The following is a 25455-nucleotide window of genomic DNA, read 5'->3' on the forward strand; positions in this document are numbered from 1 at the left end:
CGCTTCCGATGCCCGAAAGAGCGCGCCGGGCGTGCCTGTGCGGCACACATGAGGGCTGACCCGGATGGTTTCGCCGGATTTCCGGTCTGGATTCCCGGATCGGGTCCGGGGACGAAACCGGCGGCAAAGGACCGTCCGGTCCGGCCTTCGCAGAGGAACCGGAGTCGCGGACAAAAACAGCCGAACGGGGCGCTGAGAGGTGTCACCTACTACTTAACTACGAGGCAGCTTTCAGCGCCCCGTCCGATCCTCGTCCTCGTCCTCGGGTTTAACCCGAGGATCACCCGAGGAGAAAACCTGACATCACCAAGGGTTACCATGTCCGATTCAAAGCCGCCGCCCGTCCAGACCACGATCGAGACCGCCCTCGCCTCCCGCACCGCCGAAATGCTCGCCCTGCCGCATATGGTTTGCCGCCGGCGCGGTTGCCGGCGCAGGAATGCGTGCTGGTGGCATTTCAAAGCGAACGGCGAGCCCTGCTGCCTGCGCAACCTGACCGCCGAGCAGCGCCGTCTCTTCGATCAGGTCTATGACATGGCGCGCGTCGCCCGCGACCAACTCGGCTGCTGCGGCCTAACGTTCACATCCCGCCGTCCCTGGGGCGGTCGGTGGAGGATGCCGGTGTCGAGATCGCCCGCAGCAGGATTGGCACATGGGACCGCAAACGCTGGAACGCCGCCCGGCGGGAACGGGAGAAGATACTGCCGGCGGAGGGGTGAAGTGATGCGGGCGACGGAGGGAACATGACGGTGGACTCAACCCTCTCCTCCGTCATTCCTGTCCTTGTGACAGGAATCCAGCAGCGCCGCGTTCGCGGCGCGAGGGACTCCGCGTGTCTGGAGATGTGCAACGGGGTCGCGCGTGACGCGCCGCCCCCAGCCCTTCGCTTGGTTGGGCTCAGGGCGTTCGACGCTCAAAACGCTCCACCGGAGCGTTTTGCCGGCCGCAGGCCGTCGCGTCTCACCCCACAAACGCCCGTTCGATGACGAATTCGCCGGGCTTGTTGTTGGAGCCTTCCACGAGGCCCGCCTTTTCGAGCAGGTCCTTGGTGTCCTTCAGCATCGCCGCCGAGCCGCAGATCATGCCGCGGTCGACCGCCGGGTCGAGCGGCGGCACGCCGAGATCGGAAAACAGCTTGCCGTTCTCGATCAGGTCGGTGATGCGGCCCCGGTACGGATAGGAGGCGTCGCGGGTGACGGTCGGGTAATGCTTGAGTTTGTCGCCGACGATCTCCGCCAGGAATTCGTGGTTCTTGATCTCCTCCACGAGGTCGAAGCCGTATTTCAGCTCCGCCACCTCGCGGCAGGTATGCGTCAGGATGACCTCGTCGAACTTCTCGTAGGTCTCCGGGTCGCGGATCAGGCTGGCGAAGGGCGCGATGCCGGTGCCGGTCGAGAACATGTAGAGCCGCTTGCCCGGCGTCAGCGCGTCGAGCACCAGCGTGCCGGTCGGCTTCTTGCGCATCAGCACCGTGTCGCCGGGCTTGATCTTCTGGAGGTGCGAGGTCAGCGGGCCGTCCGGCACCTTGATCGAGAAAAATTCCAGCTCCTCGTCCCAGGCGGGGCTCGCTACCGAATAGGCCCGGTAGACCGGCTTGTCGCCGACCATCAGGCCGATCATCGCGAATTCGCCCGAGCGGAACCGGAAGCCGGCCGGCCGGGTCATGCGGAAGCGGAACAGGCGGTCGGTGTAATGCTCGACGGCAAGCACCGTCTCGGCATAAACGCCGTCCGGGATCTTCGCCGTCCCCTGGGCCGGATTCTGGACCGCAAATTCGTCTGTCTTCGCTGGAGCGTTCATGCCTATCCGTCTCGTCTCTTCGGTCTTCTCGTCTTTCGCAGAAGCGAAATATACCATAGGTCCGCGATTTTGAAGGTACCCGCGTCTTCAAGTCGCGGGGCGCGGAAGAAAAATAGTGCCGGAAGTCGCCCCTCGGCGTTCAGCTCGGCGCCCGGGCCGGCACTCAACCAACCCTCGAACCGGCGCTTTGGCCGGCGTTCAGGCGCTGGCCGTGCGCCGGCGCCAGCTGTAGCCGCCGGATTTTTCGGCGGCCCGGGCGGTCGGCTGGTAATGCACCGCGATGCCCGGCAGCCTGCCCTCTTCCAGCCGCTTCAGCGCGGTCGGGTTCTTCACCGCGAAACTGTCGATGCCGCAGCGCAGCATCAGCGGGATCTGGTCGATCAGCACGTCGCCGACGGCGCGCAGCTCGTTGCGATAGGCCAGCCGGTCGCGCAGCAGCGAGGCATGCGAAAAGGCGCGGCCGTCGTTGAAGGCCGGGAATTCCACCGCGACGATTTCGAGGCGGTAGAGATAGGGTTCGAGCTTGCGCACGTCGTCGCCCGGCCGGATCAGCACGCCGAGGCCGACGTCGTTGCTCGCCTCCGCCTTCTCGATCAGGTCGGCCAGCGGCAGCAGAACCTTCTGCTCTTCGGTCGCCTTCACCTCTTCCGTCTCGACCACCCAGGGGTCGTTAGCGACGAAACCGGTTTCTCTCCAGAGTCTGGTCATTTATGCCGCCTCCGCCTTGGCGTCGCCGTAGAGCGCTTCCTTGAACGGCTGCGGCCCGACACGGCGATAGGCTTCGAGGAAGGTCTCTTCCCTGCCGGTCCGAAGGCCGAGATAGGTGTCGACGATGGTCTCGATCGCGTCGGTCACCTTGTTCGGCTCGAAACCGCGGCCGATGATCTCGCCGATCGAGGTGTTTTCATCCCCCGAGCCGCCGAGCGTGATCTGGTAGAGTTCGGCACCCTTCTTCTCGACTCCCAGAAGGCCGATATGGCCGACATGGTGATGGCCGCAGGCGTTGATGCAACCGGAAATCTTGATCTTCAGCTCGCCGATCTCCGCCTGGCGCTCCGGCGAACCGAAGCGGGTAGAGATTTCCTGGGCCACGGGAATAGAACGGGCGTTCGCCAGCGCGCAGTAGTCGAGGCCGGGACAGGCGATGATGTCGGTGATCAGGCCGGCATTGGCGGTCGCGAGGTTCTGGGCGACCAGCGCGCGGTAGAGCGGTTCGAGATCGGCCAGCGCCACATGCGGGAAGATCACGTTCTGCTCGTGGCTGATGCGGATTTCGTCATGGGCGAACTCTTCCGCCAGATCGGCGATCGCCTCCATCTGCACATCGGACGCATCGCCCGGAATGCCGCCGATGGGCTTCAGCGAGATCGTCACCATGCCGTAATCGGGATGTTTGTGCGGCTGGACGTTTTGGCTGACCCAGCGGGCGAAATTTTCGTCCGTCTTCTTCCAGCCGGCAAGCTGCGCCCAACCTTCCGCGCGATCGGCAAGCGCGGGAGGCGCGAAATAGGCGGCGATCGCGGCCACGTCGGCTTCGGGAAGCTTGAGCTCCGTGCCCTGCAGGTGGGCGAATTCCTCCTCCACCTGGCGGGTCAATTCCTCGACGCCGGTCTCGTGGACGAGAATCTTGATGCGCGCCTTGTACTTGTTGTCGCGGCGGCCATGCAGGTTATAGATGCGCATGATCGCGGTCGTGTAGGAGAGCAGATCCTCTTCCGGCAGGAAGTCGCGGATCTTCTTGGCGATCAAAGGCGTGCGCCCCTGACCGCCGCCGACATAGACGGCAAAGCCGAGTTCGCCCTGGTCGTTCTTCTTCAGGTGCAGGCCGATATCGTGGACCTGGATCGCCGCACGGTCTCGCTCGGCGCCGGTGACGGCGATCTTGAACTTTCTGGGCAGGAAGGAGAATTCCGGATGCACCGAAGACCACTGGCGCAGGATCTCCGCATAGGGTCTCGGATCGGCGACCTCGTCGGCGGCCGCGCCGGCAAAATGGTCGGCGGTGACGTTGCGAATGCAGTTGCCCGAGGTCTGCAGCGCGTGCATCTCCACGCTTGCAAGCTCGGCGAGGATATCCGGCGTGTCGGAAAGCTTCGGCCAGTTGTACTGGATGTTCTGGCGGGTGGTGAAATGGCCGTAACCGCGGTCATATTTGCGGGCGATATGGGCGAGCATCCGCATCTGCCTGGCGTTCAGCGTGCCGTAGGGGATCGCGACGCGCAACATGTAGGCGTGCAGCTGAAGATAGACGCCGTTCATCAGGCGCAGCGGCTTGAACGCATCCTCCGCCAGCTCGCCGGAAAGGCGGCGCGACACCTGATCGCGGAACTGCTCCACGCGGCTCGAAACAAATGCGTGGTCGAATTCGTCGTAACGGTACATGACTTCCCCGAACTTTCGGTATCAGACTGCAATGAAGGCCGGATCGGCGGCGCGATAACCGGCGGCATATTCCATGGTCGGACCCTGGGCACGAATGCGCTCGCGAAGGCGGAGCGGCCAGAGCTTGCCGTCCTGCTCCTGCACGTCGACGACGGCGACGTCAACGACCTTGTTCTCGGCGAAATCACGCTTGCCGATCGCTTCCAGCGAGGCAACGGCCTCAGCATGGCGCGCTACCAGCGCATCCTGTAGGTTTTCCACCCAGGTGCCGTTCGCATCGAGCCACACGGCAATGCCGTCGGACAGGCGGTTGGCGGTGAGAACCTTGTCGGTCATTGCTTATCGTCCCATTTCCTCTCGAATCCTGTCAGCTTGCTCGGTCCTGAAAGCAGACAAAGGTTCGGACTTCTCGAAATTCGCCCCGGCGACGGCTTCGCCGATGATCACTAGGACAGGGCCGTAAAGATCGTCGCGGCGTTCCAGATCCGGCAGCTCGCGCAGGACACCGTGGAAGAGCCTTCTATCGGCGCGGCTGGCATTCTCGATCACGGCAACAGTCGTTTCCGCAGCAAGGCCCGCGCCCATCAGCCGTTCGGCGACGGAGGCTGCGACAGTGCTGCCCATATAGACGGCAATCGTCGCGCCGGACACGGCGAGGCTTGCCCAATCGGGAAGAACCTTGCCGGTCAGGTCATAGCCGGTGGTGAAGATCAGCGACGAGGCGACGCCCCGCAGTGTCAGCGGCAGGTCGAAATCGGCGGCGGCCGCAAAGGCGGACGTGATGCCCGGCACGATCTCGTAGGCGACCCCTGCTTCGCGCAGCGCCGCCATTTCCTCGCCGGCGCGGCCATAGACCAGCGGATCGCCGGACTTCAGGCGGACGACGCGCTTACCTTCCCGACCGAGCCCGACGAGCAGGCGGTTGATTTCGTCCTGGGACTTGGAATGGCAGTTCTTGCGCTTGCCGACCGGCAGCCGTTCCGCATCGCGGCGGCCCATGTCGACGATCGCCTGCGGCACCAGCGCGTCGTAGACGATCGCGTCGGCTTCCATCAAAACGCGCTGGGCGCGCAGCGTCAGCAGGTCCTCGGCGCCGGGGCCGGCGCCGACCAGCCAGATCTTGCCTTCTGCGCGACCCGTCGTGGAAAGAAGCGCATTGGCCGAGCGGCGGGCGGCGGCGGCGTCATTGGCGGCGACCGCATCGGCCACATCGCCCGAGAAGAAGCGGCGCCAGAAGATGCGGCGCGACACGCCGCGCGGCACGAGGCGTTCGGCGGCATCGCGATAATCGGCGGCAAGGCTTGCCAGCCGGCCGAGCGAAGGCGACAGCATCTGATCGACGCGGGCGCGGATCATCTGGGCAAGAACCGGGCCGGCGCCCTCCGTGCCGATCGCAATGGCGACCGGGGCGCGGTTAACGAGGGCCGGCGTATAGAAATCGCAGAAATCCGGCTGGTCCACGGCATTGGCCGGGATCCTTTCGGCGCGGGCGGCGGTGACGATCTCGCGATCCTGCGTCGCATCTCCGGTGGCGGCAAAAACGAGTGCGGCGTCCTTCACCTGTTCCGGGGAGAACTCGACGCGGACAATCTCGATCCCCTGTGCGGTCAGGTAAGCGGCGTAATCGGCCTCCGGATGGCTCGCATAGGCGATGATCTCGGCATCGGTATTGCGCAGCAGCCTTGCCTTGGCAAAAGCCTCGTCGCCATTGCCGAATACGAGAACGCTCCTTCCGCTGACGCGGAAGAAGGCCGGGAAAACCGACAGGCGCTCTTGGCTGGAAGACATACGAAGTTCCTGAATCATATAACAGGACTATCCACAATCGTGTGAAGAAATAGAAGGAATGGATATGCGAAGTGGATTGACTGAGGGTATTTCTGTTTCATGATCAACCGGTTCTTGAGCAAAAGCCACCGCAGACGATAATTCTCCAGTCTTTTTGTAGATTAATTCGTTTTTGCCCCGTTATCCTCGTTCGGCGCGATAAACTGCCTGGACACTCCGCAGCAAAGAAGCCTTCATGACCATCGCCGCCCGCCTTCTCAACGTTATCGAACAGGATATCCTGCCGCTCACGCAAAAGGGCGTCGCAGCCGGAAACAAGGTGTTCGGCGCGGCGATCCTGAAGAAATCCGATCTCTCCCTGGTGATTGCCGAGACGAACAGCGAGCTTGAAAACCCGCTCTGGCACGGCGAGGTCCATACCCTGAAGCGTTTTTACGAAAGAACTTCAGGACTTTTCACCAAGGACCTGATTTTCCTTTCGACTCACGAACCCTGCACGATGTGCATGTCGGCGATCACCTGGGCCGGGTTCGACAATTTCTATTCCTTTTTCAGTCACGAGGATTCGCGCGACGCCTTCGCCATCCCGCACGATCTCAAGATCCTGAAGGAGGTGTTCGGGCTGGAGCCGGGCGGCTACCGGCGCAGCAACGCCTTCTGGAATTCCTACTTCATCGCCGAACTCGCCGAAAGCGAGGAGGAACCGCTGCGAAGCGAGCTCAAGGCACAGATCGCACGGATCAAGGCGACCTACCAGCAGCTTTCGGACAGCTATCAGTCCGGCAAGGCCGAAAACAATATTCCGCTCGCCTGACGGACGAGTAGAAATCGAGGAATACGGACAATGGAAGCATCCAAGGATATTTCACGGCTGATCGAGATCATGGCGGCGCTGCGCACGCCGGTGACCGGCTGCCCCTGGGACCTCGAACAGAATTTTGCGACCATCAAGCCCTATACGATCGAAGAGGCCTATGAGGTGGCCGACGCGATCGAGCGCAACGACATGGACGATCTCCGCGAGGAACTGGGCGACCTGCTCCTGCAGGTGGTCTTCCATGCCCGGATGGCGGAAGAAGCGGGCGAATTCTCCTTCGGCGACGTGGTCGAAGCCATTACCAAGAAGATGATCCGCCGGCACCCGCATGTCTTTCCACCCCTTGGGCCACGCTCCGACGCGGACACGCCGGACGCGGTGAAGACGCAGTGGGACGACATCAAGATGGCGGAAAAGCGCGAGCGGGCCGAGCGGCGAGCTCGACGCGGAATTACGGAGGATTTCAAGCAAGGCTATCTCGGCGCCGTGCATCGCGCCCAGCCGGCGCTTACCGAAGCGCTGAAGCTGCAGCACCGCGCGGCCAAGGTGGGTTTCGACTGGTCGGAGGCCGAACCGATCCTCGACAAGATCGAGGAGGAAGTGGGCGAACTGCGCGAAGCCCTGCGCGGCGGGCGGCGGGAAAAGGTGGCCGACGAACTCGGCGACCTGATCTTCGCGCTCGTCAATATCGGACGCCACGTGAAGGCTGATCCGGAGGAGGCGCTGCGCGGCACCAATACCAAATTCCGGCGCCGTTTCAGATATATCGAGACCGAACTTGAAAAGTCGAGTCAGACACTGGAGGCGGCAACCCTGGAGCGCATGGAGGAACTCTGGCAGGCGGCAAAGGCGATCGAGCGGCAGATCGGCTGAGCCGGCCCCGGGTGACGGATGCTCTGAAAACCGCAGATTCGGGGGATAATTCGCCAGACATCTCGCAACAAGTTGGCTTCAAAAACCGTTGGTGCTCCGTCAGCAAACCTTTGAGGCGACTCCCATGAAAAGACTTTCTCTTTCGGCCGCCATGCTTCTCGCGACCGCCGGCCTTGCCCTTGCGCAGCAGCCACCAGCCCCGCCAAGCGAACCACCTCCTGCGCCGACCGTCGACAGGACCGACCCGCCGCCGGACCAGTCGGATCGAAATCGGCCAAGCTCAGGGCCTCACCGTCCGGACGGACCTGCCGACATGTACGATCCGCCGGCGAAGGCCGCCTATTTCCGCATCAGGCAGGGCGACGCCTGGCTCGAGGTCAGATGCGCTGAAGGCGAGCCGATGAAGGCTTGCGCCGATGTCGTCCTCCAGATCCTCGACAGGTCGAATGCCTCGGACGAATCGAACGACAGGGATGACCGCGGCTTCGAACGCCGGTCCAACAGGTCTGGCGATTACGACCGCCAGCGCTGGTAACGCCTAGCGCTCCCAGTCTTCCCTGGCGGGTTTCGGTCCATTGCCGAGCTTGCGCTCCAGTTCGGCGGCCTGGGCTTCCGACAGGCGGACATCCAGGGTCACCGAACCGTCCTCGTTGTCGGCGCGCTCGTCGACGACGGCGTTGTTATAGACCCAGGAGACGAGCGACAGTTTTTCCGGCGGCAGCGTGATCGATGTTTCGGTGAGCACGCCGGAGAGACGTTTCGAAATCTCGGCCATCAGGGCGTCGATCCCCTCGCCCGTGATCGCCGAAACCGCCATGACGTTGTTGCGGCCGGCGGCACGTTCGGCCATTGCATCATGGGCTTCCGGATCGAGCCGGTCGATCTTGTTCCAGACCTCGATGAGGCGAGCAGCGCTTTCTTTCTCGTCGATGCCGAGATCGTCGAGGATCCTGAGCACATCGGCCGACTGAGCGGCATTGTCCGGATCTGACATGTCGCGCACATGCAGGATGAGGTCGGCTTCCAGCACCTCTTCCAGCGTCGCCCGGAAGGCGGCGACCAGGTGAGTCGGCAGGTCGGAGATGAAGCCGACCGTATCGGAGAGGATGACGGTGCGGCCATGCGGCAGTTTCATGCGGCGCAGCGTCGGGTCGAGGGTGGCGAACAGCATGTCCTCGGCAAGCACGCCGGCGCCGGTGATGCGGTTGAAGAGCGTCGACTTGCCGGCGTTGGTGTAGCCGACCAGCGCCACGATCGGATGCGGCACCTTGCGGCGCTTGGCGCGATGCAGCTGGCGGGTGCGGACGACCTGCTCCAGCTCCCGCTCCAGACGCACGATACGCTCCTGCAGCAGCCGTCGGTCGGCTTCGATCTGGGTTTCGCCGGGGCCGCCCATGAAACCCGCACCGCCGCGCTGGCGTTCGAGGTGGGTCCAGCTGCGGACGAGACGGCCCTTCTGATAGTTGAGATGCGCGAGATCGACCTGCAGCGTGCCTTCCTTGGTGGAGGCGCGGCGGCCGAAGATTTCGAGGATCAGGCCCGTCCGGTCGATGACTTTGGCGCCGAGTTCCTTTTCGAGATTGCGCTGCTGCACCGGCGTCAGCGGATGGTCGACGATGACGAGGCCGGCGTCGTGCTCATCGAGCAGCGCCTTGATCTCCTCGATCTTTCCGGTGCCCATGAGGGTGGCCGGGCGCGGCTGGGCGATCGGCACGATCAGGCCCTGGACGATCTCGAGGTCGATCGCCTTGGCAAGGCCGATCGCCTCTTCGAGACGGGCCTCGTTGGAACGCTGCGGCGCGGGTGTCGCGGGTGTTTCACCCTGCCCGGCCTTCGGCTTCGCCTGCTTGAGGACCGGCACGATAACGGCCGCGCGCATATCGTCCCGGCGCTTTTCAGCTTCCGGGACAAGGGATTCGTTCGAAGTATCGCGATTTGAAATCTGCTCTTGTCCTGTTACGCCGCGTTCTCTTCGCTTTCGAACATCTGCATCGGCTGGCCGGGCATGATGGTCGAGATCGCGTGCTTATACACGAGCTGGGAATGCCCGTCACGACGAAGAAGGACGCAGAAATTGTCGAAGGACGTCACGACGCCCGTCAGCTTGACCCCGTTGATGAGGAATATCGTCAGGGAAATCTTCTGCTTGCGAACGGTATTGAGAAATAAATCCTGAAGGTTCTGAGAACGTTCCGCCATAGCGCCGCTTCTTTCTTTTTTGCCGGCAAGCACCGGATTCCGATCAAAATGTAAGAGACAACCGGGAAACGCCCTCGTGCTTCCCTTCCCCCGGATGTCTGGTTATCAAATCGGCGTCTTTTCCGCAACGTCGAAAAAGGCGTCACGAACGCTTGTCGAAACGGTACCTGGATGCCCGTTGGCGATCGTCTTTCCGTCGATTTCAACGATCGGCACGCAGATGCCGGTGGCGGAAGTGAAAAACACCTCGCGGGCGGCCAGCATTTCCTCGGTCCTAAACTCTCGCTCGACGACCTTCAGGCCGAGGTTCGCGGCAACATCGATCGCGGTCGTACGGGTGATTCCCCGAAGGATGCCATGTTCGGCCGGCCGGGTGACCATTTCGCCGTCCGGCGTGACGATCCAGACGTTGGAGGATGCGCCTTCCATGACGATGCCGTTCCTGTCGACGAAAATGGCGTCCTGGGCGCCCATCTCCTTCGCCTGCTGCTTGGCGAGCACGTTCGGAAGCAGGCCGACGGTCTTGATATCGACCCGGTCCCATCGGTTTTCCGGGATCGTGATCACCTTGATTCCATTGGCGTATTTTTTCGCGGCGACCGAAGGATCGGTGCTCTTGGCGGTGATGGTGACGGTGGGCGGGGTGCCGGGCGCCGGGAAGAAATGGTCGCGGCGGGCGGCGCCTCGGGTCACCTGCAGGTAAAAGATGCCGTTCGTCACGCGGTTGCGGCGGAGCACTTCGCGGATGACGAAGGTGAGCGCGGCGCGGCTCATGGGCGAGGCCATCTTCAGTTCGGAGAGCGACCGGTCCAGGCGGTTCAGATGCCGGGTCAGGTCGACGATCATGCCCTGGCGCACCTCGCAAACCTCGTAGACGCCGTCGGCGAACTGGAAACCGCGGTCCTCGACATGCACGGCGGCTTCGGAGTGAGGAACATACCGGCCGTTCACATAGGCAATTCTCGACATCTCGTGTCCCCTGCTTTCGACAATAATGGATTTAAAAATACTGGATCGAGACGCGGAAGAGCTGTTCCACGTCCCTCACCGCGGCGGCGGCGGCGAAAAGCACGACCCGGTCGCGCGCCCTGATCTTCGTGTCGCCGTTCGGGCGAATGACGCCATCGCCGCGATAGATGGCGCCGATCCGGATGCCGTCGGGAAGATCGAGCTCCCGGAACGGCCGGCCGACCAGCGGCGAGGTCTCGAGCGCCTCGGCCTCGATGATTTCGGCCGCGCCGTGCTGGACAGCATAGACCGAGCGGATGCGCCCCTTGCGCACGTGCTGCAACACGCGGGAAATGGTGACCGCGCGCGGATTGATCTGCGCATCGATGCCGACCGAATCGATCACCTGGTGCAGCGAGGTGGAATTGATCAGCACCAGGTTGGACTTGCAGCCGAGCGACTTGGCGAGCACCGCGCCTAGGATGTTGATCTGATCGCTGTTGGTCAGCATCACCATCAGGTCGGTTTCCTGAATATCCGCCTGGGTGAGGATGTTCTGATCGAGCGCCGAGCCGTGCAGGACAATCGTGTTGCGGAGTTTCTCCGAGACCGCCACGGCGCGCTCGCGGTCGCTTTCGATGATCTTCAGCCGCGTGCGCGGCTGGTGCTCCTCGATCATGCGGGCGACGTAATAACCGATATTGCCGCCGCCGGCGATGATGATGCGGCGCGCCTCCTGCTCCTCGTGGCCGAACAGGCCGAGCGTGCGGCGGATATGCTCGCGCTGGCAGATGACATAGGCGAGGTCTCCGACTTCCAGCTGGTCGGCGGAACGGGCGGCCGTCAGCATGCCGTTGCGGAAGATGCCGACCACCGTCGCCATCAGGTCCGGGAAGAGATTGGAGAGCTGGTGGAGCGGCGTCGCGACGACGGGGCAATCCTCCATGCATTCGATCGCCACCATGGCGATATGGTCCTCGGCGAAACGAACCACGTCGGTGGCGCCCGGGAAGGAGATGCGCCTCAGCACCATCTTGCCGACTTCGATCTCCGGCGAAATCGTCACGTCGATCGACATGTTCTGTCGGCTGAAGAGATCGGCGTATTCGGGCTGCAGATAGTTCTGGGCGCGGATGCGGGCGATCTTGGTCGGCACCGAGAACAGCGCCTGCGCCACTTCGCAGGCGACGATGTTGACTTCGTCGTAAAGGGTGACCGCGATGATCATGTCGGCGTCTTCGGCGCCGGCCTTTTCCAGCATGTCCGGATGGGCGCCGTGACCGACATAACCCTTGACGTCGAGGGTCTCGGTGATCGCGGCGATCAGCGACGCGGAGGTATCGATGACCGAGACGTCGTTGTCCTCCTGCGACAGCCGTTCGGCGATGCCGTATCCGACCTGCCCCGCGCCGCAAATGATGACCTTCATCGGATTGACCTTGGTGGACGCGGGACCTGCATCGATCAGACGCCGAGCGACTTGAGCTTGCGGTGCAGCGCGGAGCGTTCCATGCCGACGAATTCGGCCGTGCGGGAAATATTGCCTCCGAAGCGGTTGATCTGGGCGATCAGATAGTCCCGCTCGAACATTTCGCGCGCCTCGCGCAGCGGCAGGGTCATGATGTGGTAGTCGCCCTTGGCTGAGACCTTGGGCAGCATGTCGCCGAGATCGGTCGGCAGCATGTCGGCGGAGATCGGCGTGTCGGGACCATCGGAACGGGCGAGAATCATCAGGCGCTCGATATTGTTGCGCAGCTGACGGATATTGCCCGGCCAGTCGTGCGCCTGCAGGACGGCCATGGCATCCTCGCCGATGCGGCGCGTGCGGATGCCAGCCTGTTCGGAGATCTGCCGCATGAACATGTCGACCAGGAACGGAATGTCCTCGCGGCGTTCGGCAAGCGCCGGCACCTTGACCGGCACGACCGCCAGGCGGTGATAGAGGTCCTCGCGGAAGGAGCCCTCGGCGATCAGGTTTTCGAGGTTGTAGGCGGTCGAGGAGATGATGCGGACATCGACCTTGACCCGCTTCGAGCCGCCGACGCGCTCGAACTGTTGGTCGACGAGCACGCGGAGAATCTTGTTCTGGGTCTCGCGCGGCATTTCGCCCACTTCGTCGAGATAGAGAATGCCACGATGGGCTTCTTCCAGCGCGCCGATTTTGCGCGGCTGGCCCGGGCCGCCTTCAGTGCCGAACAGCGCGATCTCCATGCGGTCCGGCGTGATCGTCGCGGCGTTGAGCGCCACGAACGGTCCGGCCGAGCGGGCCGAGCGCTTGTGGATCATGCGCGCCACCAGTTCCTTGCCAGAGCCGGAGGGGCCGAGGATCATGATACGGCTGTTGGTGGGCGACACCTTCTCGATGGTCTGGCGGAGCTGCGAGACGGCGACCGAGGTGCCGACCAGTTCGGCGGCGTCGCCGGTGCGTTTCTTGAGTTCGGTCACCTCGCGCTTCAGTTTGGAATTTTCGAGCGCCCGTTCGGCGATCAGGATCAGCCGGTCGGCCTTGAAGGGTTTTTCGATGAAGTCGAAGGCGCCGCGCTTGATGGCGGAAACGGCCGTTTCGATATTGCCGTGGCCGGAGATCATCACCACCGGCAGGTCGGGATGGCGGGTCCTGATCTCGTCGAGCAGCGCCAGGCCGTCGAGCTTCGAACCTTGCATCCAGATGTCCAGAAACACCAGCCGCGGAACGCGGTCGGAAATCGCCGCAAGCGCGCTGTCGCTGTCATGCGCCGTGCGGGTTTCATGGCCCTCATCGGACAGGATGCCCGATACGATATCGCGGATATCCGCCTCGTCATCCACGACCAGAATATCAGACGCCATAAGCCAGTTCCTTGTTATTATCCGTTCCGGGCACTGCGAGCTGCTGCACATGCGGCAGCAGGACCCTGATCATGGCGCCCTTGCCATGATCGAAATCGGCGGGCGCATCGTGCAATTCGAGCTGCCCGCCGTGTTCCTCGATGATCTTCTTGACGATGGCGAGCCCCAGACCCGTGCCCTTTTCGCGCATGGTCATGTAGGGCTCCAGGATGCGGTGGCGGTTCTCGGTCGGCAGACCGCTGCCGTTGTCGATGATGTCGACCACATACGTATCCCGTGCCGCATCGAAGACCGCCCGCACCTTGACCTTGCGGCCGTCGCGCTCCTGGTCGCTCGGCACCGCCTCGATCGCCTCGACGGCGTTCTTGACGAGATTGCCGAAAGCCTGGCCGAGCATGCGCGCGTCGAACATGCCCTTCAGAGGCTCGTCGCCAAGCTCGCGGATGAAATCGACGTGCGTCGTGCCCATCTCGCGCAGGAAGATCGCGTCGCGCAGGATATCGCGCAGGTCCGCCTCTTCCTTGGCCGGTTTCGGCATGCGGGCGAAGGACGAAAACTCGTCGACCATGCGGCCAATATCGCCGACCTGACGCACGATCGTGTCCGTGCACTGGTCGAACACGGCCCGGTCGTCCTCGGCGATCTGCTTGCCATAGCGGCGCTTCAGGCGCTCGGCGGAAAGCTGGATCGGGGTCAGCGGGTTCTTGATCTCATGGGCGATGCGCCGCGCCACGTCGGCCCAGGCGGTCGAGCGTTGGGCGATGACGAGATCGGTGATATCGTCGAGAGTGATGACGTAGGAATCGTGGGCCGAGCGCTGCTCCTCGCGGGTCACCTGCACCGAAAGGGTCCGCTCCTTGCCGCCGCGCATCAGGTTGACGTGCTTTCGGAAATCGCCGCGGGCGCGCGCCCGCGCCTCGGTCAGGACCTGCTCGATCTCGGGGGCCACATCCTGCAGCTTTTCGCCGATCAGCTTCTCGGCCGGAACGCCCAAGAAATCCTCCGCCGAGGGATTGACGATGGTGATGCGCCGGTCCTCCTCGACACCGATCACCGCCGCGGTGACGCCCGACAGCACGGCTTCTATGAATCGGCGGCGGTCGTCCATCTCGTCCTTGGCTTCCAAGATCTCGTCGCGCTGCCCGCGGATTTCCGAGATCATCTTGTTGAAGGTGCGCGACAGGCTGCCGACGTCGCCATCGGCGGCACGCACCGGCACCACAACGTTGAGATTGCCGGTCGCCACGCTGTCGGCAGCGCTGATGAGCAGCCGGATCGGCCGGACGATGCGGTCGGCAACCGCAATCGCCGTCCAGATCGCGGCGAGCAGGACGATCAGCGCAAAGCCGAGATAGAGCACGGCGAAAGCGATCTGCAGCGACGTTCGGCCCGCCTCCATCGCCTGGTACTCGACCGTGTTCTCCTCCATCAGCCGCATCGCCGCGATAACCTTGGGATCGACAGCGCGGATCGTGTAAAGGAAGGAGCCGGGGATGGCGTCGATCTTGATGATGGCACCGACGAGATTGGTGATGCCGGGGGGAATGAGCGTCGGCTGGCCGGCCGCCGCCGTCTTCAGGGCATCCGCCGGCACCGCCGGCAACGGCTTTTCCGTCTTGATATCGGCCTGGACGATCGCCTGGCCATCCTCGCGCACCAGGAAGGCACCGAGCATGCCGCGACCGCGCGCCTGGCGGGTCATCAGCTCGATGAAACCGGTGCGGTCGAGATAGAACATCGCCCGGTTGCGCTCGAGGTCGTTCGACATCGACACCGTCTGACCCTGAAGGTAGCTCGCATTTTCAAGCATGTAGGCGCGGGCAACGTCCTGCGAAGACTGCACGATCGATTGGGTGCGCAACGAGAACCAGCGGTCGAGGCCGACATTCAGCGTAAGGCTCGCGAAGATCGCCACGAGGACCGCCGGAGTGATCGCCACGATTGAGAAGAGAACGACGATGCGGACATGCAGGCGGGCGGCAGCACGGCCGCGGTTGCGCGCCTTCACGAGCCGCAGGACCTCGCGGCCAATCAGGTACATCAGGCCAAGAATGAAGAGGGAATTCACCACCGCCGAGGCGATGACCACGTTGGTGGTCGGCGCGATCGGCGTGAGACCGAGCAGGATGACGAGTGTCAGCGAGGCGCAAATCAGCGCGCCGCCGGCCAACAGCAGGCCCGGGAGAGCAAACGAGGCACGCCGATCCTGAACCGAAACTGCCGGTTCGGTGCCCGACAGATCGCTTTCCGGCAGGTCGTTCTCGCTCACCGGCGCTGTCACGCCTTCCGCCATTGAATCCACTCCGATCCCCAAACCCTCGCGGGAGATCGATTCAGCCCAGGCAGACCCGGGTGAAGCGACAGCCACTTTTAGAAAAGGTCAGGCTCCCCCTTTCGACGACCGCCACTCCATCGAAAATTTTGCCTGATCCTGCGTGACCTTTAAGCAACGCTTTGTGGCGAAAATGCAACGATAAGAAGGAGGTGTCAAGAAGTTGGGAACATTGCCCCAGCCTCTTGCCGGCCTTATGCGCCGCGCGAGCTGCGATAGACCGAAACGCCAAGTTCGCGAATCTTCTTGCGCAGCGTGTTTCGGTTGAGGCCGAGGAGATCGGCCGCCTTGATCTGGTTGCCGCGGGTGGCGGTCAAGGCTGCGAGAATCAGCGGATACTCCATTTCGGTCAGCACCCGGTCGTAGAGGCCGGGCGGCGGCAGGTTGTCGCCGAAGCTTGCGAAATAGGTCCGCATGTTCTCTTCCACCGCCTGGGCAATGGTGAGCGAGCCGGAACGGGCTCCCATCTTGTCGATCGGACTGTCCGGCACGTCGGAACGCAGTTCGGCATCGATAATCTCGCGGGTGATGACGTCCTGCGGATAAAGCGCCATCAGGCGGCGGACTAGGTTTTCCAGCTCGCGGACGTTGCCGGGCCAGGCATAGGCCTTCATCAGGTCCAGAGCCTCGTTGTCGAAACGCTTGGAATCGAGGCCTTCCTTCTCGGCCATCTGCATAAAGTGGCGGACGAGATCGGGAATGTCCTCGGCGCGGTCACGCAAGGGCGGAAGGCGCAGCGGCACGACGTTCAGGCGGTAATAGAGGTCCTCACGAAAGAGGCCCTGGTTGATGAGCTGCTTCAGGTCCTTGTTGGTGGCGGCGACGATGCGGACGTCGGTGCGGATCGGCGTGCGGCCGCCGACGGTGGTGTATTCGCCCTGCTGCAGGACGCGCAGCAGGCGGGTCTGAGCATCCATCGGCATGTCGCCGATCTCGTCGAGGAAGAGAGTACCACCCTCCGCCTGTTCGAAACGGCCGGTCGAGCGGTTCTGGGCACCGGTAAAGGCCCCCTTCTCGTGGCCGAAAAGTTCCGATTCGATCAGGTCGCGGGGGATGGCGGCCATGTTGATCGCCACGAAAGGACCGTTGCGGCGCTTGCCGTAATCGTGCAGCGCGCGGGCGACGAGCTCCTTGCCGGTGCCCGACTCGCCGGTGATCATCAGCGTCAGGTCCGTCTGCATAAGGCGGGCGAGCACGCGGTAGATTTCCTGCATGGCGGCGGAGCGGCCGACCAGCGGCATGCCGTCCTGCATGTCGTCGTCGAGACGGGCCGGCTTACGCTTCGGTTCGGCGAGCGCGCGGCCGATGATGGCGATCAGCTCGGTCAGGTCGAACGGCTTCGGCAGGTAGTCATAGGCGCCCTTCTCCGAGGCCTTGATCGCCGTCATGAAGGTGTTCTGGGCGCTCATGACGAGGACGGGGAGTTCCGGCCTCGCCTTTTTGATGCGCGGCAGCAGATCGAATGCGTTTTCGTCCGGCATGACCACGTCGGTGACGACGAGATCGCCCTCGCCTGCGGAAATCCAGCGCCACAGCGTCGCGGCATTGGAGGTGATGCGCACCTCGTAACCCGCCCGGGTCAAGGCCTGGTTCAGAACGGTGCGGATCGCCGCGTCGTCGTCGGCGACAAGGATCGTGGCAGTCATCTTATCTTCCTGTGGAATGCAAGGCACGGCCGTCGCCGGCCTCTTCCTTGTGCATGGGCATCAGAACGCGGAAAATGGTCCGGCGCGCCTGGCTGTCGCATTCGACGATGCCGCCATGGCCGCCGATGATCTTGGCGACCAGCGCAAGGCCGAGGCCGGAACCGTTCGTCTTGGTGGTGATGAAGGGATCGAAGAGGTGCGGCAGAAGGTCGGGCGGAACGCCCGGGCCGTTGTCGATGACGCAGAATTCGAGCGGCAGCGAAATCTTCTCGCGCGTGCCGGAGACCGAAAGCTTGATGCCGGGACGATAGGCCGTGGTCAGCATGATCTCGCCATCCTGCTGGTCGCCGACCGCTTCGGCGGCATTCTTGACGAGGTTCAGGAAGACCTGCACCAACTGGTCACGATTGGCGAAGACCGGCGGCAGCGACGGGTCGTACATTTCCGAGACCTTGATCTCGCGCGCGAACCCCGCCTTGGCGATCGCCTTCACGTGGTCGAGCACCGAGTGGATGTTGAGCGGCACCCGATCGACCGGGCGCTCGTCGGAAAAGACCTCCATGCGGTCGACCAGCGAGACGATGCGGTCGGTCTCGTCGCAGATCAGCCGCGTCAGGGCCCGGTCCTCGTCCGGCACGGAGGTTTCCAGGAGCTGGGCGGCGCCGCGAATGCCGGAGAGCGGGTTCTTGATCTCATGCGCCAGCATGGAGGCAAGGCCGGTGACCGAACGCGCCGCCGCGCGATGGGTGAGCTGGCGGTCGATCTTGTCGGCCATCGAACGTTCCTGGAAAACGACGACCACCGAGCCGGGCTCGCTGACGACGGGCGCGACATAGAGGTCCACCAGCTTGTCCTGGCCGAGGCGCGGCGAGGAGAGATCGACGCGGTATTCGTTGACCGGCGCCTTGCGCTCGCGCACCTGGTCGATCAGCGCCAGAAGCGGGCTGCCGAAGGGAATGAAGGTGGAAATCCTGTTCTTGGCGAGATGGGACGCGCTGGCGCCGAAAAAGGCTTCCGCCTCCCAGTTGGCGAACGCGACCTTGCCGGCCGCATCCACCAGGATCACCGGATTCTGCACCGAGTTGAGGACGGCCATGGCGAGCGTGTTGCCGGTCGCGGCAGGCGCGCTGTTCGGTCCTTCCTTCGATATCGGCGACTTGCTCATGCGGCCTCCCTGCGCATCGAGGCGGCTTTACCGCTCAACGCCGCACTCATCCGGCGCGTCACGTCGGCCGGGTCCTTCGAGATCATGATGGCTGCCTTTTCTTCGACCGGGAGATTCGCCGCGAAGCGGTCGAGATACCAGCCGAGCTGTTTGCGGGCATGACGGAGTCCGGCCTCACGGCCGTAAAACTCCAGCATCGCCTCATAGTGTTCGACGACGAGCTCGGCGATTTCGCCTTGCGGCGGTGCTGAATGGCCCGCGAGCCAGCCGACATGCCAGGGGCGCCCCTGTGCGCCCCTTCCGACCATCACCGCATCGGCACCGGAGCGCTTCAGGATCTCGGCCGCGTCCTCCGGGGTTTCGACATCGCCATTGGCGATCAGCGGAATGGAGACGGCGTCGCGCACCGGACGGATCGCATCCCAGTCGGCCCTCCCCTCGTAGAACTGCATGCGGGTGCGTCCGTGGATGGTGACGAGCTGAATGCCGGCCTGTTCGGCGCGGCGGGCGATCTCCGGCGCGTTGATGGAATTCTCGTCCCAGCCGAGCCGCATCTTCAGCGTCACCGGCACACTGACGGCGTTTACCGTCGCCTCGATGAGCGTCAGGGCATGGTCGGGGTCGCGCATCAGGGCCGAGCCGGAATAACCACCCGTCACCTTCTTGGCCGGACATCCCATGTTGATGTCGATGATATCGGCGCCGTTGTCGGCGGCGATCCGCGCGGCCTGCGCCATCGAACGGGCTTCCCGGCCGGCGAGCTGCACCATATGCGGAAAGATCCCCGCCCCCTTCAGCCGCGCCCATGATTCGCCGCGATTGAGAACGAGTTCACCGCTTGCCACCATCTCCGTCACGACGAGCCCGGCTCCGTAGCGCCAGGCGAGCTGTCTGAACGGCAGATCGGTGACGCCGGACATCGGCGCCAGGACGACGCGATTGCGGATGGCGACAGGCCCGATCTGAAAAGGCTTGGCAAGATCGTGAAAATGCAAATGATGATCTTTCGGGCACACGAGCGTATTGCACTATTTTTATTCAGTCCGTAAGCGTTTGCCAAGAGCAAATCCGGAACTGCGTTATTTTTGAGCGGGCTGCTGGAAATGGGGCTTTTGGTCCTATAGTTGTCCGCCTGTCAATCCTCAAGGTTCAGCAAAAACGGGTTACGGCGTATGGACGACAAGCCCATGACAGGTGGGGCCATGACAATCGGTATCGTCATCGTCGCCGCAGGCCGCGGCGAAAGGGCTGGATCGCCAGAAGACGGCCCCAAGCAGTATCGGCGGATCGGTGGCAAGCCGGTGATCGCCCACACGCTCGAACGGTTTCTCGCCTGGCATCGAAGCGGCCCGATCGTCGTCGTCATCCATCCGGACGACGAGGCGCTGTATGCCGCAGCCACGGCCGGGGTGAAGGATGCTGGCCGGGTGATCACGACATTCGGCGGCGTGACGCGCCAGCGTTCGGTCTATGAGGGATTGCGTGCACTTTCGGGCGCCGAAGCGACCCATGTGATGATCCACGATGCCGCGCGTCCGTTCATCGACCATGGCGTGCTCGACCGGGTCGCGGCGGCGCTCGACGGGGGCAGCGATGGCGTGTTGCCGGCCATTCCCGTCACCGACACGCTAAAGCGCGGCGGATCGGACGGCCTGGTGCACGAGACGGTGCCGCGCTCGGGACTTTATGCCGCGCAGACACCGCAGAGCTTTCTTCTCTCCGAAATCCGCAGCGCCCATGAAAAGGCCGCAGCGCTTCGCCGCGAGGATTTCACCGACGATGCCTCGATCGCCGAATGGGCCGGATTGCCGGTGACGCTGGTCGAGGGTTCGGTCGACAATATCAAACTCACCGTGAAGCGGGATATCGCCATGGCCGACGAAAAGCTCTCGCAAGGTGTCCCTCCCGCCCATGTTCTTCCCGATGTGCGCACCGGCAACGGCTATGACGTACACCAGCTCGAACCCGGCGACGGTGTCACGCTCTGTGGCGTGTTCATCCCGCACCAATTCAAGCTGAGCGGCCATTCGGATGCGGACGTCGCCATGCATGCACTGACCGACGCGCTGCTGGCCACCTGCGGTGCCGGCGACATCGGCGACCATTTTCCGCCGTCCGACATGCAATGGCGCGGCGCGCCTTCGAAAATCTTCCTCGACCATGCGGCGAAGATCGTCAGGGAGCGCGGCGGCACGATCATGAATGCCGATATCTCGCTGATCGCGGAGGCGCCGAAGATCGCACCGCACCGGCAGGAGATGCGTGGAAACCTTGCCGATATCCTCGGCATTTCCCTCGACCGCTGCTCGGTGAAGGCGACCACCAACGAGAAGATGGGCTTCGTCGGCCGCCGGGAAGGCATTGCGGCGATCGCCACAGCCACCGTCGTCTATCGCGGGAATACCGCATGAGCCTGTTTCCCGCCGATATAGAGGAACAGGCCAGGCGGATCATCCTGGATTTCACCGCACGGAGACTGATGGTCTCGACGGCGGAATCCTGCACCGGCGGGCTGATCGCCGGAGCGCTGACGGAAATTTCCGGCTCGTCGGCCGTCGTCGACCGCGGTTTCGTCACCTATACCAACCAAGCGAAGATGGACCTCATCGGCGTGACAGCGGCCACGCTTGCGGCCCATGGGGCCGTATCGAGGCAGACGGCGCTGCAAATGGCGCATGGCGCGCTCTATCGCTCGCGGGCGTCGGTGGCCATCGCGGTCACCGGGATTGCCGGCCCGGGCGGCGGCTCGGCGGAAAAGCCGATCGGACTGGTGCATCTGACGGCTCAAAGCCGGGCGGGAACGATCCTACACCGGGAAATGCGCTATGGCGATATCGGCCGGACGGAAGTGCGGCTTGCAACAATCAGGACCGCGCTTGAAATGCTGCTGGAAACCGCGGGTTAACCCGGATCCGGACAGGCCGAGGCGAGATCCGGCCCGAAGTCGTCTCGACTGAAATTGTCGCGCTCCAACCACGATTTGCCGCCCATGGCGAACACCGTCGCCATCCACCGGTCGCCCGTTTCGCGCTGTTTCTTCACCGCAGCCTGGAATTCTGGCTTCGAGCGAACCTCTTCGTAACATTTCGCCGCCTTGGGCAGGTGGGGCACGGCACGCGCGATATAAAGCGCATGGAAGTCCCCGGTGCTGCCCGCCTCACCTGTCTCGACGCGGGCAACCTTCGCCGCATCGGCGGCCGCAAGATCGACATCCAGGGTCTCGATATAGACGCGCGGCCCCGTCTCCCGGTGGGGAATGCCGAACCAGTCGCCGTCGACCCCATAGTGGCGGCTGACGATGTCGACGTTCTCAAGCTTCGAGGCGACGATGCCGGTGGTGGCGAACGCGATCGGCTTCGTTTCCTGCGACGAGGAAAACCGCGTCGTCTGCTTGAGCTGGGCAACCTTGCCGACGGGCAGCGAGGCCGGTTCCGGATCGTAGGCCAACTGCACGTTGATGAACATATCGAACTGGGCCATGCGGCGCGGGAACATTTCCCGATCGACATAGGTCACGAGGGTGGGCGGTGCGCCCTTTTCCGAGTGCACGACGATCTTCAGGTCGGGCGACAGCCAATAGGCGCCGCTGATCACCTTGCCGTCCTTGTCGGACAAGATGACGTAACCGCCGGGTTTGCGGATTTTCGAAAGATCGGCCACCGCTGCGGCCGGAAAGGCTGCGCTCAAGGTCATCAGCGCCAGCCACGCCGTATGCGAAAGAGACCTGTGCATGCCGATTTGCCCCGTTGCAAAGGGATTATCCGCCGAACGGAGGATAAGCGCAAGCAGGTTCCCCGCGTGGCCTCAGGCGTAGATCTTGTCGGCCCGGGTCTCGAAAGCTTCCGCGAACATGCGAAAGGCACGGTCGAACATCGAGCCCATGAGCGCGCCGAGGATCATGCTCTTGAACTCGTAGTCGATGAAGAAATGCACGACGCACCCCTCTGGGGACGCATTCGACGATCCATCCGCCGGGGGCTCGAAACGCCAGCGGTTGTCGAGATACTTGAAGGGTCCCTCGATATATTTGACGTCGATCACCCTTTCGGCCGGATTGAGCAGGACCTGCGTGGTGAAGGTCTCGCGGATCGCCTTGTAGCCGACCGTCATATCCGCCACGAGCAGTTCCTTGCCGTCGCGCTCCTTGCGGGAACGCACCGTCAAGGCTTCACAGAGCGGCAGGAACTGCGGATATTTTTCGACATCGGCAACGAGCGCGTACATTTCTTCTGCGCTGTGCTTGACGGGACGGCGGATCTCGAACTTCGGCATGATCTGGAGTTAAGCGCCTGCTCCGAGAAGATCAAGGAGATCGCGCATTTCGGCTCGCGATTTCAACATCAGAACGGGCTTGCTGCCGGCATGCGCCGTGAGCGCCGCAATGACGCGCGGCGCGAAGACCTTTTCCCAGGTCCAGACAAAACGGAAGAACTCCCAGCTGACCTGTTCCGGGCAGCCGGGTGCCATTTCCGGACGCGTGCCGCCTCTGTGCCGTGCCCAGCGGCTGAGGATGCCCCAGACGTTGACGTAACGCGGCATGCGGACCCAGATGACAATGTCGCTGCGCGGCACGCGGATATCGAAGGTCGAAGTATTGGTGCCGTCCATGATCCAGCGCTCGCCGGCGATGAGCGCCTTGATGCGGACGAACTGCTCTTCCTTGCTGCGCTGGATCCAGCCCGGCAGCCAGAGAATGTCGCGATCGATGGAGATGTAGGAAAACCCGAAACGGTGGGCGATCTTCTGCGACAGTGTCGATTTTCCGCCGCCGGAGCAGCCGATGACCATGATCCGGTCCGCCACCCGGATCTTGTCCGCAGCCTCCGCAACACCTACGTAACGGATCGTATTCGGGCCAGAATTGGTATCCATCATCAGCTCCCGAGAATCAGATTTCAATCCGATGCGGAGGCAGTAGCCGCCGATGGTGACAGGAGGATTTCAATATCGAGCAAGGCGCATTATAGACAACCGCCGAGTGCCGCGACGACGACTGACCCTGCCGTATTCCACCAAACGCCAAGGTCCAACCTCAACCGGAGGTGATTTGTTGATGTCGGACGGCATTCAGATTAATAAGATGTAACGTAGGATTCATCCGGTTGTAATGATCCATTGCCGCTTATAAGCGTACAAGGATTCAACTCAACCAATGGCAGATCGGGCGCACTCGAAAGAACCATCCATGGACGACTTTGCACAGATGATCAAGCTGCTCGAATCCGCAAAGCAGCTCGCCGACATGAACCAGCTCCCGATGCTCGCCTATCTCATTGAAATGGCTAAGGGCGAGGCACGCGGGCACCGTTTCACGCTGCGGGAAAGGCGGCGCGGACAGGAGAAGACCGAAAAGGTTCAGGCGGCGGAATGAGGCTTGCGTGAATGGGCTGCCGCTTACTCGGCGGCAGCCAGCAGTTTCTTTTCCCGTGCAGCCCTGAGGCGAGCGAAATCATCGCCGGCGTGGTGCGAAGACCGGGTCAGCGGGCTCGACGACACCATCAGGAAACCCTTGGTATAGGCAACCGTTTCGTAGGATTTGAACTCCTCGGGGGTCACGAACTTTTCCACCTTGTGGTGTTTGCGGGTCGGCTGAAGATACTGGCCGATCGTCAGGAAATCGACGTCTGCGGTGCGCAGGTCGTCCATCAGCTGCAGCACTTCGTTACGCTCCTCACCGAGCCCCACCATGATGCCTGACTTGGTGAACATGGACGGATCGAGTTCCTTGACTCGCTGAAGCAGACGGATGGAATGGAAGTAACGCGCGCCGGGACGGACCGTCAGGTAATTGCCCGCCACGGTTTCCATGTTGTGGTTGAAGACGTCGGGCTTGGCCGCGACGACGCGTTCCAGCGCACCGGGCTTCTTCAGGAAGTCGGGCGTCAGGATTTCGATCGTCGTCGCCGGAGACGCCGCACGGATCGCCCAGATCACCTTCTCGAAATGTTCGGCACCGCCGTCTTCCAGATCGTCACGGTCGACGGAGGTGATGACGACGTGGGTAAGCCCCATCTGCCGGACGGCCTTGGCGACGTTTTCCGGCTCCTCCATGTCAAGCGCGTTCGGCTTGCCGGTCGCGACATTGCAGAAGGCGCAGGCGCGGGTGCAGATCTCGCCCATGATCATGAAGGTAGCGTGCTTCTTGTCCCAGCACTCGCCGATATTGGGGCAGCCCGCTTCCTCGCAGACCGTCACCAGCTTGTTTTCCTTCACGATCGAACGGGTTTCCTGATAGCCCTTGGAGACCGGCGCACGAACGCGGATCCATTCGGGTTTGCGCATGACCTCGGTATCGGGCCGGTGGGCCTTTTCCGGATGGCGGACGCGCTTTTCATCGCCGGATGCGATCGTGTCGAAAATGGTGACCATAGATACCTGCTTTCAACCGCTTGGAACGCGGGTCTCGTCAACGCCTGACGAGCTTGGGAACAAATAGCAAAATGCAGGAGCCGATGAAACCTGCAACCAGGTAACCCAGCCATCCGTCTGCAACATGGATGTTGAGCCTGTTGAAGATGCCGTTGGCGAGAACCGCGCCGACAATGCCGATGACGATGTTCATAAAAATGCCGAAGCGGACATCCATCAGCTTGCCGGCGAGCCAACCCGCCAGGCCGCCGATGATGATCGCCGCAATCCAACCTACACCCAAGTGATATTCCCCGTTGTCAGAATC

At 62.9% G+C, this 25455-nt stretch carries 26 protein-coding genes; 6 read left to right on the top strand and 20 right to left on the bottom strand.

Annotated features, from left to right (window positions below; genetic code table 11):
- Positions 1-327 precede the first annotated feature (327 nt).
- From DMO26_RS07035 to cysG, 6 genes are all read right to left on the bottom strand, one after another.
- On the bottom strand, positions 328-558 hold the full coding sequence (locus DMO26_RS07035) for a hypothetical protein (RefSeq protein ID WP_117191315.1): 231 nt from the start codon (positions 556-558) through the stop codon (positions 328-330).
- Positions 559-960: 402 nt separating this feature from the next.
- Complete coding sequence (locus DMO26_RS07040) at positions 961-1800, bottom strand: ferredoxin--NADP reductase (RefSeq protein ID WP_117191500.1); 840 nt, start codon at positions 1798-1800, stop codon at positions 961-963.
- Positions 1801-1998: 198 nt separating this feature from the next.
- Positions 1999-2508, bottom strand: coding sequence for a DUF934 domain-containing protein (locus tag DMO26_RS07045; protein ID WP_117191316.1), 510 nt, complete (start codon positions 2506-2508; stop codon positions 1999-2001).
- Positions 2509-4182, bottom strand: a complete 1674-nt coding sequence (locus DMO26_RS07050) for a nitrite/sulfite reductase (protein ID WP_117191317.1) — start codon at positions 4180-4182, stop codon at positions 2509-2511.
- A gap of 21 nt (positions 4183-4203) precedes the next feature.
- On the bottom strand, positions 4204-4518 hold the full coding sequence (locus DMO26_RS07055) for a DUF2849 domain-containing protein (RefSeq protein ID WP_117191318.1): 315 nt from the start codon (positions 4516-4518) through the stop codon (positions 4204-4206).
- Between the two features lie 3 nt (positions 4519-4521).
- Positions 4522-5970: a siroheme synthase CysG gene (cysG, locus tag DMO26_RS07060; protein WP_117191501.1), complete on the bottom strand. Its 1449-nt coding sequence runs from the start codon at positions 5968-5970 to the stop codon at positions 4522-4524.
- A 235-nt stretch (positions 5971-6205) separates the two neighbouring features.
- Here cysG and DMO26_RS07065 point away from each other — a divergent pair, with 235 nt between their 5' ends.
- The 3 genes from DMO26_RS07065 (at position 6206) to DMO26_RS07075 (ending at position 8195) form a co-directional block, all read left to right on the top strand.
- Positions 6206-6784 carry a deaminase gene (locus DMO26_RS07065; protein WP_117191319.1) on the top strand — a complete coding sequence of 193 codons (579 nt, stop codon included), beginning with the start codon at positions 6206-6208 and terminating at the stop codon, positions 6782-6784.
- A 30-nt stretch (positions 6785-6814) separates the two neighbouring features.
- Positions 6815-7660, top strand: a complete 846-nt coding sequence (gene mazG, locus DMO26_RS07070) for a nucleoside triphosphate pyrophosphohydrolase (protein WP_117191320.1) — start codon at positions 6815-6817, stop codon at positions 7658-7660.
- Positions 7661-7784: 124 nt separating this feature from the next.
- On the top strand, positions 7785-8195 hold the full coding sequence (locus tag DMO26_RS07075; protein WP_319025392.1) for a hypothetical protein: 411 nt from the start codon (positions 7785-7787) through the stop codon (positions 8193-8195).
- Positions 8196-8198: 3 nt separating this feature from the next.
- On the opposite strand, the gene hflX is transcribed toward DMO26_RS07075, so the two are convergent.
- The 9 genes from hflX to dusB all read right to left on the bottom strand — a co-directional run bounded on the left by hflX (position 8199) and on the right by dusB (position 19795).
- Positions 8199-9539 carry a GTPase HflX gene (gene hflX / locus DMO26_RS07080; RefSeq protein ID WP_117191321.1) on the bottom strand — a complete coding sequence of 447 codons (1341 nt, stop codon included), beginning with the start codon at positions 9537-9539 and terminating at the stop codon, positions 8199-8201.
- A gap of 77 nt (positions 9540-9616) precedes the next feature.
- The gene (gene hfq / locus DMO26_RS07085) at positions 9617-9859 is read right to left on the bottom strand and encodes an RNA chaperone Hfq (protein WP_037155370.1); all 243 of its coding nucleotides are present in this window, start codon (positions 9857-9859) and stop codon (positions 9617-9619) included.
- A 105-nt stretch (positions 9860-9964) separates the two neighbouring features.
- Positions 9965-10828 carry a D-amino-acid transaminase gene (locus DMO26_RS07090; protein WP_117191322.1) on the bottom strand — a complete coding sequence of 288 codons (864 nt, stop codon included), beginning with the start codon at positions 10826-10828 and terminating at the stop codon, positions 9965-9967.
- 31 nt (positions 10829-10859) lie between these two features.
- Positions 10860-12236, bottom strand: a complete 1377-nt coding sequence (gene trkA / locus DMO26_RS07095; RefSeq protein ID WP_117191323.1) for a Trk system potassium transporter TrkA — start codon at positions 12234-12236, stop codon at positions 10860-10862.
- A gap of 35 nt (positions 12237-12271) precedes the next feature.
- Entirely contained in the window at positions 12272-13636 is a 1365-nt protein-coding gene (gene ntrX / locus DMO26_RS07100) for a nitrogen assimilation response regulator NtrX (RefSeq protein ID WP_117191324.1), read from the bottom strand.
- Entirely contained in the window at positions 13626-15929 is a 2304-nt protein-coding gene (locus DMO26_RS07105) for a sensor histidine kinase NtrY-like (RefSeq protein WP_117191325.1), read from the bottom strand. Before DMO26_RS07105 ends, ntrX begins: the two co-directional genes overlap by 11 nt.
- A gap of 233 nt (positions 15930-16162) precedes the next feature.
- Complete coding sequence (gene ntrC, locus DMO26_RS07110) at positions 16163-17614, bottom strand: nitrogen regulation protein NR(I) (protein ID WP_117191326.1); 1452 nt, start codon at positions 17612-17614, stop codon at positions 16163-16165.
- A 1-nt stretch (position 17615) separates the two neighbouring features.
- A complete protein-coding gene (locus tag DMO26_RS07115) occupies positions 17616-18779 on the bottom strand; it encodes a two-component system sensor histidine kinase NtrB (RefSeq protein ID WP_404947022.1) in 1164 nt (387 codons plus the stop codon).
- A complete protein-coding gene (gene dusB / locus DMO26_RS07120; RefSeq protein WP_162894752.1) occupies positions 18776-19795 on the bottom strand; it encodes a tRNA dihydrouridine synthase DusB in 1020 nt (339 codons plus the stop codon). The genes DMO26_RS07115 and dusB overlap by 4 nt, the downstream gene beginning before the upstream one ends.
- Positions 19796-19981: 186 nt before the next feature.
- On the opposite strand from dusB, the gene DMO26_RS07125 reads away from it, so the two are divergent.
- Together DMO26_RS07125 and DMO26_RS07130 are read left to right on the top strand one after the other, a co-directional pair.
- A complete protein-coding gene (locus DMO26_RS07125) occupies positions 19982-21190 on the top strand; it encodes a bifunctional 2-C-methyl-D-erythritol 4-phosphate cytidylyltransferase/2-C-methyl-D-erythritol 2,4-cyclodiphosphate synthase (RefSeq protein WP_226951214.1) in 1209 nt (402 codons plus the stop codon).
- Positions 21187-21684, top strand: a complete 498-nt coding sequence (locus DMO26_RS07130) for a CinA family protein (protein WP_117191328.1) — start codon at positions 21187-21189, stop codon at positions 21682-21684. The genes DMO26_RS07125 and DMO26_RS07130 overlap by 4 nt, the downstream gene beginning before the upstream one ends.
- On the opposite strand, the gene DMO26_RS07135 is transcribed toward DMO26_RS07130, so the two are convergent.
- From DMO26_RS07135 to DMO26_RS07145, 3 genes are all read right to left on the bottom strand, one after another.
- The gene (locus DMO26_RS07135) at positions 21681-22511 is read right to left on the bottom strand and encodes a hypothetical protein (protein ID WP_117191329.1); all 831 of its coding nucleotides are present in this window, start codon (positions 22509-22511) and stop codon (positions 21681-21683) included. The genes DMO26_RS07130 and DMO26_RS07135 overlap by 4 nt on opposite strands.
- 72 nt (positions 22512-22583) lie before the next feature.
- Entirely contained in the window at positions 22584-23051 is a 468-nt protein-coding gene (locus DMO26_RS07140) for a type II toxin-antitoxin system RatA family toxin (protein ID WP_117191330.1), read from the bottom strand.
- A gap of 9 nt (positions 23052-23060) precedes the next feature.
- The gene (locus DMO26_RS07145) at positions 23061-23654 is read right to left on the bottom strand and encodes a P-loop NTPase family protein (RefSeq protein ID WP_404947023.1); all 594 of its coding nucleotides are present in this window, start codon (positions 23652-23654) and stop codon (positions 23061-23063) included.
- 310 nt (positions 23655-23964) lie between these two features.
- Between DMO26_RS07145 and DMO26_RS07150 the strand changes: the two genes are divergently transcribed.
- The gene (locus DMO26_RS07150) at positions 23965-24150 is read left to right on the top strand and encodes a hypothetical protein (protein WP_117191332.1); all 186 of its coding nucleotides are present in this window, start codon (positions 23965-23967) and stop codon (positions 24148-24150) included.
- 23 nt (positions 24151-24173) lie between these two features.
- On the opposite strand, the gene lipA is transcribed toward DMO26_RS07150, so the two are convergent.
- Together lipA and DMO26_RS07160 are read right to left on the bottom strand one after the other, a co-directional pair.
- Positions 24174-25148, bottom strand: a complete 975-nt coding sequence (gene lipA / locus DMO26_RS07155; RefSeq protein WP_117191333.1) for a lipoyl synthase — start codon at positions 25146-25148, stop codon at positions 24174-24176.
- 37 nt (positions 25149-25185) lie between these two features.
- Positions 25186-25431: a GlsB/YeaQ/YmgE family stress response membrane protein gene (locus DMO26_RS07160; RefSeq protein ID WP_117191334.1), complete on the bottom strand. Its 246-nt coding sequence runs from the start codon at positions 25429-25431 to the stop codon at positions 25186-25188.
- Positions 25432-25455: the final 24 nt, after the last annotated feature.

The sequence above is a fragment of the Rhizobium terrae genome, from assembly GCF_003425685.1.
Taxonomy (GTDB): Bacteria; Pseudomonadota; Alphaproteobacteria; order Rhizobiales; family Rhizobiaceae; genus Neorhizobium; species Neorhizobium terrae.

Excerpts from the sequence above, each read along its gene's own strand:
- DMO26_RS07040 (WP_117191500.1), bottom strand. The coding sequence starts at position 1,800 with ATGAACGCTCCAGCGAAGACAGACGAATTTGCGGTCCAGAATCCGGCC.
- DMO26_RS07045 (WP_117191316.1), bottom strand. The coding sequence starts at position 2,508 with ATGACCAGACTCTGGAGAGAAACCGGTTTCGTCGCTAACGACCCCTGG.
- DMO26_RS07050 (WP_117191317.1), bottom strand. The coding sequence starts at position 4,182 with ATGTACCGTTACGACGAATTCGACCACGCATTTGTTTCGAGCCGCGTG.
- DMO26_RS07055 (WP_117191318.1), bottom strand. The coding sequence starts at position 4,518 with ATGACCGACAAGGTTCTCACCGCCAACCGCCTGTCCGACGGCATTGCC.
- cysG (WP_117191501.1), bottom strand. The coding sequence starts at position 5,970 with ATGTCTTCCAGCCAAGAGCGCCTGTCGGTTTTCCCGGCCTTCTTCCGC.
- DMO26_RS07065 (WP_117191319.1), top strand. The coding sequence starts at position 6,206 with ATGACCATCGCCGCCCGCCTTCTCAACGTTATCGAACAGGATATCCTG.
- mazG (WP_117191320.1), top strand. The coding sequence starts at position 6,815 with ATGGAAGCATCCAAGGATATTTCACGGCTGATCGAGATCATGGCGGCG.
- DMO26_RS07075 (WP_319025392.1), top strand. The coding sequence starts at position 7,785 with ATGAAAAGACTTTCTCTTTCGGCCGCCATGCTTCTCGCGACCGCCGGC.
- hflX (WP_117191321.1), bottom strand. The coding sequence starts at position 9,539 with ATGCGCGCGGCCGTTATCGTGCCGGTCCTCAAGCAGGCGAAGCCGAAG.
- hfq (WP_037155370.1), bottom strand. The coding sequence starts at position 9,859 with ATGGCGGAACGTTCTCAGAACCTTCAGGATTTATTTCTCAATACCGTT.
- DMO26_RS07090 (WP_117191322.1), bottom strand. The coding sequence starts at position 10,828 with ATGTCGAGAATTGCCTATGTGAACGGCCGGTATGTTCCTCACTCCGAA.
- trkA (WP_117191323.1), bottom strand. The coding sequence starts at position 12,236 with ATGAAGGTCATCATTTGCGGCGCGGGGCAGGTCGGATACGGCATCGCC.
- ntrX (WP_117191324.1), bottom strand. The coding sequence starts at position 13,636 with ATGGCGTCTGATATTCTGGTCGTGGATGACGAGGCGGATATCCGCGAT.
- DMO26_RS07105 (WP_117191325.1), bottom strand. The coding sequence starts at position 15,929 with ATGGCGGAAGGCGTGACAGCGCCGGTGAGCGAGAACGACCTGCCGGAA.
- ntrC (WP_117191326.1), bottom strand. The coding sequence starts at position 17,614 with ATGACTGCCACGATCCTTGTCGCCGACGACGACGCGGCGATCCGCACC.
- DMO26_RS07115 (WP_404947022.1), bottom strand. The coding sequence starts at position 18,779 with ATGAGCAAGTCGCCGATATCGAAGGAAGGACCGAACAGCGCGCCTGCC.
- DMO26_RS07125 (WP_226951214.1), top strand. The coding sequence starts at position 19,982 with ATGACAATCGGTATCGTCATCGTCGCCGCAGGCCGCGGCGAAAGGGCT.
- DMO26_RS07130 (WP_117191328.1), top strand. The coding sequence starts at position 21,187 with ATGAGCCTGTTTCCCGCCGATATAGAGGAACAGGCCAGGCGGATCATC.
- DMO26_RS07135 (WP_117191329.1), bottom strand. The coding sequence starts at position 22,511 with ATGCACAGGTCTCTTTCGCATACGGCGTGGCTGGCGCTGATGACCTTG.
- DMO26_RS07140 (WP_117191330.1), bottom strand. The coding sequence starts at position 23,051 with ATGCCGAAGTTCGAGATCCGCCGTCCCGTCAAGCACAGCGCAGAAGAA.
- DMO26_RS07145 (WP_404947023.1), bottom strand. The coding sequence starts at position 23,654 with ATGATGGATACCAATTCTGGCCCGAATACGATCCGTTACGTAGGTGTT.
- DMO26_RS07150 (WP_117191332.1), top strand. The coding sequence starts at position 23,965 with ATGGACGACTTTGCACAGATGATCAAGCTGCTCGAATCCGCAAAGCAG.
- lipA (WP_117191333.1), bottom strand. The coding sequence starts at position 25,148 with ATGGTCACCATTTTCGACACGATCGCATCCGGCGATGAAAAGCGCGTC.